Here is a 14,206-nt window from a genome sequence, read left to right as displayed (position 1 = left end):
TCAACCGTTGAATTGCTTCACTTCGTAATCAGACACAACCCATCCCATTCACTTCATTCACCGATCTGGCCATGAAAATTCAACTCGAAATCAAGGACACTTCCAATACAACCAAAGTCACAATCGCTGAACGGCAGGCAGGACAAACACCCGTCAAGCACACGGTCAGCCTCGGTGAAAAGATCACCGTCATCATTGACGGCATTACCTTGACTGGAAGTCAAACGGTTGCAAACCAAAAGATCAAGCTGATCAAAATGGATCGTGACTTGATCATCAAAAGTGAAGATGATGCTCAAGAATATGTGGAGTTGAAGAACTTTTATACAGAGCCAGATGCAATTCTGATGGGTGATCAATGGGTCATAGCAGATGCCAGCCAATTACGGCAATTGAGCGAAGGGGTGATCTACGCCGAAAACAGTGGCGCCGCGATTGCTCAAGTTGCTGCAAGCTCATTGTTTACAACGACGGCAGTTGCAGTCCCCACAGCAATTGCTGTTGCATCTCAAGCCGCAAAAAATGAAGCATCTGCAACTGCTAACGCCCCCACAGTGGCGATCCCCGAAGCCAATAACGGCGTCAATGCCGCTGAAGCGGCTGACGGCCTGAGCGTGGTCGTCACGCTGCCTCAGGGCGCCGCTGTCGGTGATGTCATCACCGTCAGCATCGACGGCAGCACACCCGTCTCCTACACCGTCACCGCCAGTGACGTGAGCGCTTCGCTCAACCCTTCAGGCACTGTGAGTGTGTTGCTGCCTGCTGCCGATGTGAGCGCCGCTGGCCAAGGCGCCGCCACCGTGACCACCACCTACACCGATGCCGCGGGCAACCCGGCCACGGGTGGCGCGGTCCAGACAGATGTATTTTTGGGCAATAGTCCTGCGGCACCTACTGTTGACATCCAAATCACAAACAATCTGACGCCCATCATCACAGGAACAGCCACGCTGCAAGCAGAAGATCACTTGAAGGTCGTGATCAATGGCGCCGTCTATAACGATGTATTCGTGAGCAACACAGGTCATTGGAGCATTGATACCGCAACAGCGGTTGTGAGCTCGGGGCAATTACTGACGTTTACCGATGGTCACAGCTACAGCGTAGATGCCACAGTGATCAACGTCTTGGGCAGCAGCAGCGATCTGAGAGCAGAAGAACTCACGATTGATACATCGGTTTCAGCCCCTGTGCTGGCTTTGCATCAGGATATGGGACTCAGTGGCAGCGATCTGTTAACGGCCAATGGGACCATTGATGTTTCCGGCTTGGAAATTGGCGCCACCTGGGAATATTCGCTCGACGGGGGGAATTCTTGGAATCCTGGCAACGGTGGTACAGCGGTGACCACCACCACCGACCGTTTTGTAGCAACGCAGGGGGCTTATGTTCAGGGCAGTGTGTTGGTCAGGCAAACTGACGCCGCAAACAACACCAGTGATCACGTTGCATTGAACAGCACAAGCACGCGTGTACAGCCTGTTTTGTACAACTTGTCAGATGGTGCCAATGTATGGCCGAAAGTCGTAGCTTTGAGCGATGGGGGCTATGTGGTGGCTTGGCAAAGTGAGTTGTTTTCACAGCAAGGACTTGTTTGGGGGGGCTTCGCGCAACGTTATGACAGTAGCAACCGGGCGATTGGCAATCCTGTGGAGTTGCCAAACGATGGTCTTCTCCAGAATATGAATTTAGATATAGCCGCTACCGTAGATGCAGGGTACTTGGTGGTATGGAACAGAGAGTCGTCAACAGGAACAGACTTGTATGTGCAGCGCTATGACGCTGACAATTTGGCAGTAGCCAGTCTATTGTCATTCTCGGCCAGTTCCAATCCTCTGCAGGGCCAAATCAAGTCCCCCCGGATCGTTGCCCTGGAAAATGGTGGCGCTTATTCTGGGTGTGCAGTTGTTTGGTCTGATGAAAGCTCGGATTATTATGTTCAAGGCATTGACAGTCATCATCAATTGATGGGTAGCTCGCAAGCCTTGGGTGTTTTGGGAAACGCCAGTAAATTGGATGTTGTGGCATTGCACCACGGTGGGTATGTAGTGAGTGGTTCATACTCAAATCCGCCCAATGTCTCCAGTATGGCCAGGGTTTTTGACAATGACCATAATTTAGTTGGTCAGATCAATCTGACCGAATCGATTGGCCAATGGACTGCCGTTCAAGCCTTGAGTGATGGCGGCTTTTTGATGGCTTATGTCGCAGGAAATAATGAAGATATCTACCTGCTGCGTAGCGATGCAACTGGCAATTTGCTTCAACCCCCTGTGAGTCTAAATCGGCTTTCTACAACCTCCCCCAAAATAGCTGTTTTGAATAATGGAGATTATGTAGTGACTTGGTCGGAGGGTACTTTAGACAATCAAATTTCGGATGTTTTCGTACAGCATTTTGATGGGAGCACCAATGCTGCTGATATGCCCGTGGCACGCTTGCAATGTGGGGATGGCCTAGAAGATTCATACCCTCAAATTGTCTCACTCACAGGAGGGGATTATTTAGTGAGCTGGGGCGGGGGGGGGAGCAGTCACATTTTTACTCAACGTTTCGATATTGATGGCAATTTGAAAGGCAGTGTCAAGGATATAACACCAAACTTTGACAATATGTCCACCGTAAGTTTGACGGCTTTAAATGATGGGGGCTATGTTGCAACCGTCCATCAAGCCTTGCCTGAAGTTGGCGATCATGTTGTACACACCTTACGATTCGATGCAACTGATCAACTGATGGATGAATCGCTGGCATTGACCGTCGACACCACAGCGCCAGTGCTAGACACCAGCGCCCCTCTTGATAATCAACAAGATTATGTGAGTGATGGCAATTTCACTTTCGTTTTCAATGAAACTGTGGTTTTGGGTGACAATGGACATATTGTCTTTAAGGATTTGACCGATGGCACAAGCTTCGACATTGATCTGGCCAATCCGGCTGGACAGCTTCATGTGCTGGACAGGCGCTTGATCATTGACCCGGCAAATGATTTGACCCCCGGGCACCACTATGCCATTCATGCAGATGCTGGGGTCATCACCGATTTGGCGGGCAATTCCTCTGCTGCCATTACTGATGACACCAGCTTTAACTTTACGGTGGCCTTACCCAGCACCCTGGATTTTGGAAACAACAATGACATTAATCTGCACCTGATTGGCGGCACCAAATTAGATAATGGTAAATGGTATTATTATTTGGACTTGACTGGCAATGGCGATGCAAATGACAATCTAGACGATCAAATCACCCATGATCAACTCGATAATTTGTTCAATGCAGGTGCCGACACTTTTGACACCCAAATCAATGGTGCCGCATTAGGAATCGATGATGAACGGTCGGTGATTATCAATGGATTTACGCTGGTACTTCCCACCGAGACAGAATTGCATGATTTGTTGGCTGCACTCAATCCGACTGACGACAAATGGAGTCATGTAGATCCTTACTGGTCAGCCACAAATACTCAAGCTGAGTGGCATTCAGTTATCTATGCAAATGATCCACTGTTACAGCCCTCTTCCGCTTCGGATATTTGGTTGAATTCCGTTGCCATTCAGGTGATTATTTAATAACAGCGCTCCGTCTGACCTGTGCCGCAACACAACTGATCATTGACAGAGCTTGCCCTGCAGCAATGTCTGCGCACCAACAGCGCTTGAATCGCCAGCAGGGCTGGCTTCAGTGAGCGGGTGGTCAGACTGGTGACACACCCCATGCGTGCTGATCAGCCATGAAAAAAGCCCGCAGAGCGCAAGCGCTGCGGGCTTTTTGAGAAGACGGGTGACAAGCGTCACCCGACATTCAAGGCATCAACCGTGGTAGGCCGACTCGCCGTGCGAGGAGATGTCCAGACCTTCGCGCTCTTCTTCTTCCGTAACGCGCAGTCCGATGGTCAGGTCAACGATCTTGTAGGCAAGGACCGACACCACACCCGACCAGACGATGGTCAGCAGCACGGCCTTGGCCTGTGTCCACACTTGTGCAGCGATGGAGTAGGCGTCAGCGGTCACCATGCTCACCGTGACCCAGTCGCCCACGGCGCTGGGGCCGCCCAAGGATGGCGAGTTGAACACGCCCGTCAGCAAGGCCCCCACGATGCCACCCACACCGTGCACACCGAACACGTCCAGCGAGTCGTCAGCGCCCAGCAGTTTCTTCAGGCCGTTGACACCCCACAGGCAGGCGAAACCCGCAATGAAACCGATGATCACACCACCGCCGATACCGACGTTGCCAGCCGCTGGCGTGATGGCGACCAAGCCAGCCACAGCACCAGAGGCAGCACCCAGCATGGAGGCTTTGCCACGCATCAGGGCTTCACCCATGCACCAGGCCAGCACAGCGGCAGCGGTGGCCATCATGGTGTTGATGAAGGCCAAAGCCGCGAAACCGTTGGCTTCGAGCGCGGAACCTGCATTGAAGCCAAACCAGCCTACCCACAGCAAGGCAGCGCCGACCATGGTCAATGTCAGGCTGTGAGGCGCCATGGATTCACGGCCGTAACCGACGCGCTTGCCAATCATGAAGGCACCGACCAGACCGGCGACAGCGGCGTTGATGTGCACCACGGTACCGCCCGCGAAGTCCAGCGCACCCCACTGCCAGAGCAGACCGGCCTTGGAAGTCATCTCGTCCACGACTTCTTTGGATGCGTAAGCGTCAGGACCCATCCAGAACCAGACCATGTGGGCGATCGGCAGGTAGCTGAAGGTGAACCACAGCACCATGAAAGCCAGCACAGCAGAGAACTTCACACGCTCAGCAAAGGCACCCACGATCAGCGCGCAAGTGATGCCCGCAAAAGTGGCCTGGAATGCGGCGAACACGACTTCAGGAATGTAGACCCCCTTGGAGAAGGTGGCGGCATTCGCGAACGTGCCTGTGGCGTTGTCCCAGATGCCTTTCATGAACAGTCGATCCAGCCCGCCGATGTAGGCATTGCCTTCGGTGAACGCCAGGCTGTAGCCATACACGAACCACAGCACCAGGATCATTGAGAAGGTGACCATGACTTGCATGAGCACCGACAACATGTTCTTGCTGCGCACCAGGCCGCCGTAAAACAGGGCCAGACCAGGCACAGCCATCATGAGCACCAGCAAGGTGGACAGCAGCATCCAGCCGGTGTCGCCCTTGTTGGGCACAGGCACCGGGGCGGCTTCTGCGGGTGCAGCGGGTGCAGCAACTACCGCAGCAGCAGGAGCCGCAGCTGGGGCCGCTGCGGGGGCTTTGGCTTCAGCTGGTGCCGTCACGGCGGCCGGTGCGGTCTGGGCGGTGGCCACCGAACTGGTGCCCAACAGGCCCAGGCTCAAACTCAGGCCCAAGGCCAAGGTAGCGAGTAGTTTTTTCATGGGTCGACTCTCTTTCTTGTCAATCAGAGGGCTTCGCCGCCGGTTTCACCGGTGCGGATGCGAATCACTTGTTCGAGGTCGTACACGAAGATCTTGCCGTCGCCGATCTTGCCGGTGCGCGCACCGGACTCGATGGCTTCGATCACGCGCTCGACCAGTTCGTCAGACACGGCGGCTTCGATCTTCACCTTGGGCAAAAAATCGACCACGTATTCGGCACCCCGGTACAGCTCGGTGTGGCCCTTTTGACGACCAAAGCCCTTGACTTCGGTCACGGTGATGCCCTGCACGCCAATGCCCGAGAGTGCTTCACGCACTTCGTCCAGCTTGAAGGGTTTGATGATGGCGGTCACCAGTTTCATGATGGCTCCTTGTGTTGTGAGGGGGGAGGTCAGAATGTGTACTTTAGACCAACAACCAGGCCAGTGTCACCTGTGGCTTTGTTCTGTGGTGTGTAGTAGAAAGATTTTTTGGCGTTTGTGCCCATGATCGCGCCTGTTGCGCTCAGACCATTGCCCAAGTCCTTGCCCAAGGTCAGTGCGTAATCAGTGTAAGTGCCATCGGGCGTGTTGGCGACTTTTTGGTAGCCGACATGTGGCACCAATGAATAGCCTCCGCCCAGGTCATACGTGGCGCTCAGGTCCAGGTAGTAGCTGCCCTTGCTGTTCAGGTTACCGAACAAGTTGGACAAGGCGTAGGAATATTTGGCGGTGTAAGCACCCAGGGTGACTGCGCCGTATATTTCATTTGTGTTGGCAGTGCCATACAAGGGGACTCCTTCGATGGCCACATTGCCCAATTTATTGCCCACGTACTCGTAACGCAGGTAACCCACGTCATAGGCCACGTTACCGATGGCACCTTTGTAACCGCCATACAGGTCAATCTCTACAGAGCCATCTGTCGCAGTGGCATCCTTGATCCACTTGATCGAAGAACCCCAGGCACCGACATAAAACCCGCTCTTGTCTGCGTAATCCACACCGGCTTGCAAAGCAGGCTCCAGGCGCGACTGAGAAATGCCACGGTAGCGGTAGTCAGACACCACACCGGCGTTGAACGACAGGCTGCTGGCGGCCGCGGCAGGAGCCGTTTGGGCGTGCACCACGGGAGCCAAAGCGCTGACTGCACAAGCGATCAGGGAAGGAACGAGGATCTTTTTCATGCGGAACTCCTGGAAAAGTTGTTGAGGACAACTCTCCTAAGCAGGGACCGTGCCAACTCTTCTTGGCCATGACTTCGGGCATTCACCCGTGCAGTGGAGCGCTGTGCATGTTTGAATCGCATTAAAAACAGGCGGGTGCGTCAAGACTGCGTGCCCATGCACACACCATGCACCAACATGGGGCAGGGAGGAAATATGAGTCTCTCTTTGGTGCACAGCCGTGCACTGGTGGGCCTGCAGGCCCCAGCAGTCACCGTGGAGGTGCATCTGGCCAATGGTTTGCCCAGCTTCACGCTGGTGGGCCTGGCCGATGTCGAGGTCAAGGAAGCCCGCGAGCGGGTGCGCTCAGCGTTGCAAAACAGCGGTCTGGACTTCCCTCACAACAAACGCATCACCGTGAACCTGGCGCCTGCCGATTTGCCCAAAGACTCTGGGCGCCTGGATTTGCCCATTGCGCTGGGCATCCTGGCGGCCAGCGGCCAAATTGACGCGGCCCGGCTGGCAGGTCATGAGTTTGCGGGTGAATTGTCTTTGTCGGGCGAACTGAGGCCGGTGCGTGGTGCCTTGGCCATGAGCCTGGTGCTTCGCCAGCAAAATGTGCGCACCCGCTTGGTGCTGCCACCGGGCAGCGCCGAAGAAGCCGCTTTGGTGCCCGACGCTGAGGTGTTTCGGGCAAAACATCTGCTGGATGTGGTGCAGCAATTCCTGCCGCCATCGAATGAAACGCCACCCGAGCCCGGTGATGGCTGGGCCCGCATGGCCGCCACCACACCCAGCGTCCCGCCACCTTACGCCGACCTGGCCGATGTGAAAGGTCAGGCGGGCGTCAAGCGTGTGCTGGAAATTGCCGCTGCCGGAGGGCATTCACTGCTCATGGTCGGCCCCCCGGGTTCAGGCAAGTCCATGCTGGCGCAACGCTTTGCAGGTTTGCTGCCCCCCATGTCGGTCGAAGAAGCTCTCGAATCAGCGGCCGTGGCCAGCTTGGCCGGGCGGTTTAATCTGGACCGGTGGGCGCAGCGCCCCACGGGTCAACCGCACCACTCGGCCAGTGCGGTGGCGCTGGTGGGCGGCGGCTCGCCGCCGAGGCCTGGCGAAATTTCGCTGGCCCACAACGGTGTTTTGTTTCTGGACGAATTGCCCGAATTTCCCCGCGCCGCTTTGGAAGCCCTGCGCGAGCCGCTGGAGACCGGCTGCATCACCATCGCCCGTGCGGCCCGGCGGGCCGAGTTTCCTGCGCGCTTTCAGCTGGTCGCGGCCATGAACCCCTGCCCATGCGGCTATTTGGGCAGTGCAACACGGGCCTGCCGCTGCTCGCCCGACCAGATCAGCCGCTACCAGGGCAAGCTCAGCGGCCCTTTGCTGGACCGCATCGACCTGCACATCGAAGTGCCCAGTCTGCCCGCACAAGACCTGCTGAACGCACCGCCGGGCGAAAGCACCGGGGCCATCGGCGCCCGCAGTCTGGCCGCAAGGCAGCAGGCATTGGCACGTCAGGGCTGCGCCAATGCCGCGCTGCAAGGCCAGGCCATCGATGCGCAAGCCAGGCTGAGCGATGCGGCAACGGCATTGCTGCAAAAAGCCGCCGCCAAGCTCGGCTGGAGCGGCCGCAGTATCCACCGCAGTCTGAAAGTTGCCCGCACGATCGCCGATCTGGCCGGCAGCGACACCATCGAAACCAGCCATGTGGCCGAAGCCGTGCAATACCGCCGGGTGCTCAAGGAGCAGTGAAACCCATCGCCTTGGGGGCGGGGCTTGCCACAGAGCCAAGCGTACGCCGCGCACTTTGGCGCTTGTTTCAAGCGCTGACAACGCCCTGACGCAGGATTTCGGTGTCATTTTCAAACGCATGGATGCGGGCAAAGCCAGTCCGGCAACGCCCGATGGTTCGCGTAATATCCCCCACTCACGCACCCCGGCGCGTGAAACACCTGCCTTCGAGGCATTGGAGCCCCGCTCCTCGTATGCGCCGACAGGTTTCTCCTCTCATTCACGGAAGTCCTTCATGACCCCCGCACGTCGCACCCTCATCAAGGGCGCGGCAGCACTGGGCGCGCTGTCTGCTGCGTCCCCTGCTGTCATCGCTCAGCCATTTTTGTTTTCACCCACCACCGAGCTGATGCCCAAGGGCAAAAAGCGCCGAGTGCTCATTCTGGGCGGCGGCTGGGGGGGCCTGGCCGCTGCCCGCCATTTGCGTGAAGACGCACCCGACCTGGAAGTGGTGCTGCTCGAGAAAAACCCCATCTTCTGGTCCTGCCCGCTGAGCAACAAATGGCTGGTGGACGTGGTGGACACCTCTTTTTTGGTGCATTCGTACACAGCTGCGGCCGAGCGCATGGGCTACACCTTTGTGCAGACTGAAATCACCGACATCGACCGCGACAAAAAGCGCGTGCACACGGCGCAAGGCTTTGTCGACTACGACTGGCTGGTGGTGTCTGCTGGTATTCGCGTGACTTACGAGCCCTGGTTTGGCAACGACCGCGCGGCCGCCGCCTACACCCAAAAGCATTTTTCCAGCGCCTATGTGCCCAGCTCCGAGCACCTGGCGCTCAAGCAAAAAATCAAGGGTTTCAAAGGCGGCACCTTTGTCATGACGCTGCCCCCACCGCCGCACCGCTGCCCACCCTCGCCCTATGAGCGTGCCTGCCTCATGGCCGATTATTTTCAGCGCAACAAGATCCCCGCCAAGATCCTGATCCTCGACCCCAAGCCCCGCATCATGCCCATTGGCGGCGGCTACCGCATGGCCTTTGACGAGCTGTACCACGACACCATCACCTATGTCTCCAACGCGGGTGTGAAAGAACTGGACCCGTACAACAAAGTCGTCAAGACCCAGGCGGGCGATTTCAAGTTTGACGACGCCATCTTCATGGGCCACCACCAGGCGGCGGATCTGGTCTGGAAAATGGGCGCCATTGGCAAAACCCCGGACGGCAAGCCCAGCACCTGGGCGGCGGTGCACCCCGAGTTCTACAACCTGAAGGACGACCCGAGCGTGTTTGTGATCGGCGACAGCGTGGGCGCAGTGTCGCCACAGTTTGGCCACTACCCCAAGAGCGGCCATGTGGCCAACCGCATGGGCCGCAGCGTGTCGACCTACATCGCGCAGCAATCCAAAAACCAGGCCATGAAGCCGCTCATCATCGACAACCTGTGCTTCATGCTGGTCAACACCGAACCGCTCGAAGCCATCAGCGTGAAGTTTGATTACAAAATGGGCACCGAAGGCCACTTGCTGCAAACCGTCACCGACGACAACTTCCGACGCCCCGCCCTGTGGCAAGAAGACCTGCAGTGGTACGCCAAGATGGTCAAAGACTTCACCGGCAGTTGACACCCCAGCGGTTGGAGCTTGCAAGCCGAGTCATGCACTTTGTCAGGTCGGCCGCTTCAGCTGCGACAGCCCTGGATTTGCCATTCGAGGCGATGACGGTGAGTGGCGGTGAATCAGGCACTTGTCGGGGCTGAAGCCACCGACCTACAGGGTATGAACTGTGGGCTTTTTCCAGCGGAGTCCCCGGTTCGGCCATGAATTACCGGGTGCGCTTGCTCAGGGCCTGCAGTTTGGGTGAAAAGTCAAAGTGCATGTGCTTCATGCCGTGTGGCCCGCTTGGCGTGCCTTGCCGACGGAAAAAGGCTCAGCGCCCGCTCGCAGTGTGAAAGCTTTGACCCACCAAGCCCTGCCATTCGGGCGACTCGCATTCCCTCTGGGGCCATGACAAAGCCCATTCCTCTCAAGGTTATCGGCAAAAAGTTCACTCTCAAACTGTCCTGTTCTGTGGCGTGGCACGCCCATGAACAGCCTTGCGTAAGAAAAACCACTCTTTGGCTCTCTTAAAATAGTGCGCTTCATCTGCCTCGACTGAGACCGCAGAAGCCCCAGTGAGCGTCAGAACCTACTCGTTCTCGACCTCCGCATCATCCTCGACCAAAAGTGAGACACCCCATGGCTGCTGACAAATCCAAGATCATTTACACCCTGACCGACGAGGCACCCTTGTTGGCCACGGCCTCGTTTTTGCCGATCATCCGCACCTTTGCGGCCCCCGCCGGCATCGAAGTGGCAGAGAGCGACATCTCAGTGGCCGCCCGTATTTTGGGTGAGTTCTCGGATGTGTTGCCGCCCGAACAGCGCGCCCCCAACAACCTGGCTGAACTGGGCAAGCTGACCCTCAGGCCCGAAGCCAACATCATCAAGCTGCCCAACATCAGCGCTTCGGTGGGTCAGTTGACCGCCGCCATCAAAGAGTTGCAAGGCAAAGGCTACGCCCTGCCCGACTACCCCGAAAACCCCAAAACCGACGAAGAAAAAGCCATCAAGGCCCGTTATGCCAAGTGCACCGGCTCGGCGGTGAACCCCGTGCTGCGCGAAGGCAACTCCGACCGCCGCGCGCCCCGCGCCGTCAAAGAGTTCGCCCGCAAAAACCCGCACAGCATGGCCGAGTGGAGCCAGGCTTCGCGCTCGCACGTCTCGCACATGCACGCTGGCGATTTCTACCACGGTGAAAAGTCCATGACCCTGGACCGCCCCCGCGACGTTCGGATGGAGCTGATCACCACAAGCGGCAAAACCATCATCCTCAAACCCAAAGTTTCCTTGCTCGACCGTGAAGTCATCGACAGCATGTTCATGAGCAAAAAGGCCCTGTGCGAGTTCTACGAAAAGGAAATCGAGGACGCACGCAAGACCGGTGTGATGTTCTCGCTGCACGTCAAGGCCACCATGATGAAGGTCTCGCACCCCATCGTGTTCGGTCACTGCGTCAAGATCTTCTACAAAGAAGCCTTTGAAAAGCATGGCGCCCTGTTCAAGGAGCTGGGCGTGAACGTGAACAACGGCATGGCCGATCTGTACAACAAGATCACCAGCCTGCCCCAGTCCAAGCAAGACGAAATCAAGCGTGACCTGCACGCCTGTCACGAGCACCGCCCCGAGCTGGCCATGGTGGACTCGGCCAGAGGCATCACCAACTTCCACTCACCCAACGATGTGATCGTGGACGCCTCCATGCCCGCCATGATCCGCAACGGCGGCAAGATGTGGGACGCCAACGGCCGTCTGAAAGACGTCAAGGCCGTGATGCCCGAGTCGACTTTTGCCCGCATTTACCAGGAGATGATCAACTTCTGCAAATGGCACGGCGCTTTCGACCCCAAGACCATGGGCACTGTGCCCAACGTCGGCCTGATGGCCCAGCAAGCCGAAGAATACGGCTCGCACGACAAAACCTTTGAAATCCAAGAAGACGGCGTGGCCAACATCACCGACATCAACACCGGCGAGGTGCTCTTGTCTGAAAACGTGGAAGCTGGCGACATTTGGCGCATGTGCCAAGTCAAGGATGCTGCGATCCGCGATTGGGTCAAGCTTGCCGTCACCCGCGCCCGCAACTCGGGCATGCCCGTGGTGTTCTGGCTCGATCAGTACCGCCCCCACGAAGCTCAGCTGATCACCAAAGTGAAGATGTACCTGCATGAGCACAACACCTCGGGTCTTGAAATTCAAATCATGAGCCAGGTGCGTGCGATGCGTTACACGCTGGAGCGCGTGGTTCGTGGGTTTGACACCATCAGCGCCACCGGCAACATCTTGCGCGACTACCTGACCGACCTGTTCCCGATCATGGAATTGGGCACCTCGGCCAAGATGCTCTCAGTGGTGCCTTTGATGGCCGGTGGCGGCATGTACGAAACGGGCGCGGGTGGCTCTGCCCCCAAGCATGTGCAGCAACTGGTCGAAGAAAACCATTTGCGCTGGGACTCGCTGGGTGAATTCCTGGCCTTGGCCGTGTCGCTGGAAGACCTGGGCATGAAAACCGGCAACAAAAAAGCCGTGGTCTTGTCCAAAACCCTGGACGCCGCCACGGGCAAACTGCTGGACAACAACAAGAATCCCTCGCCCAAGACCGGACAGCTCGACAACCGTGGCAGCCAGTTTTACCTGGCCATGTACTGGGCGCAGGAATTGGCCGAGCAAACCGAAGACAAGGACTTGGCCGCCCAGTTCGCACCTTTGGCCAAGCAACTGACCGAGAACGAGCAAAAGATCGTGGACGAGCTCAACGCCGTGCAGGGACACCCAGTGGACATTGGCGGCTACTACATGCCCGACCAAGCCAAACTGGCCGCCATCATGCGCCCCAGCGCCACCTTCAACGCAGCCCTGGCCAGCACCAACGCTGCCTGATGTCCGGCTGATCCCTGGCGGCCCGCACGCCAGGCAATACCGCCCCCAGCCCCCGCCAACCTCCCAGGTCAGCGGGGTTTTTTCATCACAGCGTTCACGATGCACAGGGGCTTCCAGCGGGTTCAATGCGGTCAACTGCGTTTTCAATGGATTCGGCCCTGTGAAGTTTTCAATGTTCAAAGATGTTGCAGGTCGGTGGTCGAAGACACCGACATGGGCCTGTGCCCAAACCTATCCTGACGGACTCGGCGAGTGCTGACCTGCAAGATGACATGCATCACACATTTCACACTGCAGCGTGCCGGATCAATACCTTCAACATCCAAGCCTAGAGAAATAGACGGGACCAAGAATCTAATTTGTTACATTTAAATAACCTTTGTGATAATCCATTTATTAATATTGTTTATATTAAATACTTATTTTTTCTTTAAGTTCTCCCCTGAGTACCGATGAACGCTTGGCAAGATTCCTGGACTGCACTGAAACACCACCCGCGTGAGCGGGTCAAAATGATTCTGGGACGTCTGCTTTACCCCTCCAGCACGCACCAGTGGGTTTCGTTTGTGCGCTCACACGCCGTGTTGTGGTCGCAACTACCTGATTTCCCCAAATTACTCACTCGCATTTACCGACCTTACGGTTTTAGCACTTTGAATTGCCAGCAGCGTGTTGAGATGATGATTCGCCACTACGAAGTGCTCGATCAACACGGTTTGCTCACTTTGCTGAAGCAATCCGCCGTGAAACCCCTGCTGATTGGAAGTGTGCAAACCAAATCGACAGACACTGCCAAGTTGTATTTGCAGTCCTTGCGCGACGGTCACCGAGAAGGCGAAATGAGTTTGCAGCTGTATCTGGGTGATCGGTTTTTGTATTCTTTGACTTTTTCCTTGATCGGGGAACCGTCCACCCCCGACATGGTGGTCACGCGTTTGCAAAGCAACAAAGTCGATGGGGCCAAAGACCTGCTCCGCACGGCGACCAAGAGCTTTCATGGTTACCGCCCGTCCATGCTGCTTGTGCAGGCGGCACGGCAATTTGCTCACCTGTGTGCTTGCCAGCGCGTGTTGCTGGTCTCCAACCCCCAACGGGTGGCCCTCAATCCGGTGCGCCGACTGAAAATCAAGACCGATTTGGAAGGCCTGTGGCGCGACTTGGGTGCCACGCCCCAGGCCGATGGTTTTTTTGCCTTGAGCCCGATCGTGTCCTTGCCCCAGGATTTCAGCGACGTGGCTTCCAACAAGCGCGCCGAAGCCAAACGCAAGGCCGCTTTGGCGTCTGATCTTTTACAAGCACTTTCTGCCAACATGATCAGCCGGGACTGAAACCATCATCTTCGGTACAGAAGGCCCTATTGATACCGTCCTGTGCTGTTTTCAATGCTCAAAGATGCTGCAGGTCGGCGGTCGAAGACCCCGACATGGGCATGCGCCCAAACCCACCACGTCGGACTCTGCGAGTGCCTACCTACAAGATCCATTCTCAATG

At 56.8% G+C, this 14,206-nt stretch carries 8 protein-coding genes; 5 read left to right on the top strand and 3 right to left on the bottom strand.

The features are described 5' to 3' along the window. The first annotated feature begins 71 nt into the window (after nucleotides 1–71). Nucleotides 72–3,578, top strand: a complete 3,507-nt coding sequence (locus H663_RS21145) for an Ig-like domain-containing protein (protein ID WP_053173188.1) — start codon at nucleotides 72–74, stop codon at nucleotides 3,576–3,578. A 240-nt stretch (nucleotides 3,579–3,818) separates the two neighbouring features. Here H663_RS21145 and H663_RS21140 read toward each other — a convergent pair whose 3' ends face one another. Genes H663_RS21140 through H663_RS21130 form a run of 3 tightly spaced genes read right to left on the bottom strand, consistent with a single transcriptional unit; the run spans nucleotide 3,819 to nucleotide 6,525 of the window. Then, a complete protein-coding gene (locus H663_RS21140; RefSeq protein WP_053173187.1) occupies nucleotides 3,819–5,360 on the bottom strand; it encodes an ammonium transporter in 1,542 nt (513 codons plus the stop codon). A 23-nt stretch (nucleotides 5,361–5,383) separates the two neighbouring features. Then, nucleotides 5,384–5,722, bottom strand: a complete 339-nt coding sequence (gene glnK / locus H663_RS21135) for a P-II family nitrogen regulator (protein WP_053173185.1) — start codon at nucleotides 5,720–5,722, stop codon at nucleotides 5,384–5,386. Between the two features lie 29 nt (nucleotides 5,723–5,751). Then, nucleotides 5,752–6,525 carry a TorF family putative porin gene (locus H663_RS21130; RefSeq protein ID WP_053173184.1) on the bottom strand — a complete coding sequence of 258 codons (774 nt, stop codon included), beginning with the start codon at nucleotides 6,523–6,525 and terminating at the stop codon, nucleotides 5,752–5,754. A gap of 195 nt (nucleotides 6,526–6,720) precedes the next feature. On the opposite strand from H663_RS21130, the gene H663_RS21125 reads away from it, so the two are divergent. From H663_RS21125 to H663_RS21110, 4 genes are all read left to right on the top strand, one after another. Continuing rightward, the gene (locus H663_RS21125) at nucleotides 6,721–8,253 is read left to right on the top strand and encodes a YifB family Mg chelatase-like AAA ATPase (protein WP_053173626.1); all 1,533 of its coding nucleotides are present in this window, start codon (nucleotides 6,721–6,723) and stop codon (nucleotides 8,251–8,253) included. Between the two features lie 274 nt (nucleotides 8,254–8,527). Further along, entirely contained in the window at nucleotides 8,528–9,862 is a 1,335-nt protein-coding gene (locus H663_RS21120) for an NAD(P)/FAD-dependent oxidoreductase (protein ID WP_053173182.1), read from the top strand. A 612-nt stretch (nucleotides 9,863–10,474) separates the two neighbouring features. Beyond that, entirely contained in the window at nucleotides 10,475–12,715 is a 2,241-nt protein-coding gene (locus H663_RS21115; RefSeq protein ID WP_053173180.1) for an NADP-dependent isocitrate dehydrogenase, read from the top strand. Between the two features lie 452 nt (nucleotides 12,716–13,167). Continuing rightward, nucleotides 13,168–14,043: a DUF535 family protein gene (locus H663_RS21110; RefSeq protein WP_083451197.1), complete on the top strand. Its 876-nt coding sequence runs from the start codon at nucleotides 13,168–13,170 to the stop codon at nucleotides 14,041–14,043. Nucleotides 14,044–14,206 lie beyond the last annotated feature (163 nt).

The organism is Limnohabitans planktonicus II-D5 (genome assembly GCF_001270065.2).
In the GTDB taxonomy this organism is placed as follows: Bacteria; Pseudomonadota; Gammaproteobacteria; order Burkholderiales; family Burkholderiaceae_C; genus Limnohabitans_A; species Limnohabitans_A planktonicus.
This window is presented reverse-complemented; position numbering and strand designations above follow the sequence as displayed.

Excerpts from the sequence above, each read along its gene's own strand:
- H663_RS21120 (WP_053173182.1), top strand. The coding sequence starts at position 8,528 with ATGACCCCCGCACGTCGCACCCTCATCAAGGGCGCGGCAGCACTGGGC.
- H663_RS21110 (WP_083451197.1), top strand. The coding sequence starts at position 13,168 with ATGAACGCTTGGCAAGATTCCTGGACTGCACTGAAACACCACCCGCGT.
- H663_RS21125 (WP_053173626.1), top strand. The coding sequence starts at position 6,721 with ATGAGTCTCTCTTTGGTGCACAGCCGTGCACTGGTGGGCCTGCAGGCC.
- H663_RS21115 (WP_053173180.1), top strand. The coding sequence starts at position 10,475 with ATGGCTGCTGACAAATCCAAGATCATTTACACCCTGACCGACGAGGCA.
- H663_RS21130 (WP_053173184.1), bottom strand. The coding sequence starts at position 6,525 with ATGAAAAAGATCCTCGTTCCTTCCCTGATCGCTTGTGCAGTCAGCGCT.
- glnK (WP_053173185.1), bottom strand. The coding sequence starts at position 5,722 with ATGAAACTGGTGACCGCCATCATCAAACCCTTCAAGCTGGACGAAGTG.
- H663_RS21145 (WP_053173188.1), top strand. The coding sequence starts at position 72 with ATGAAAATTCAACTCGAAATCAAGGACACTTCCAATACAACCAAAGTC.
- H663_RS21140 (WP_053173187.1), bottom strand. The coding sequence starts at position 5,360 with ATGAAAAAACTACTCGCTACCTTGGCCTTGGGCCTGAGTTTGAGCCTG.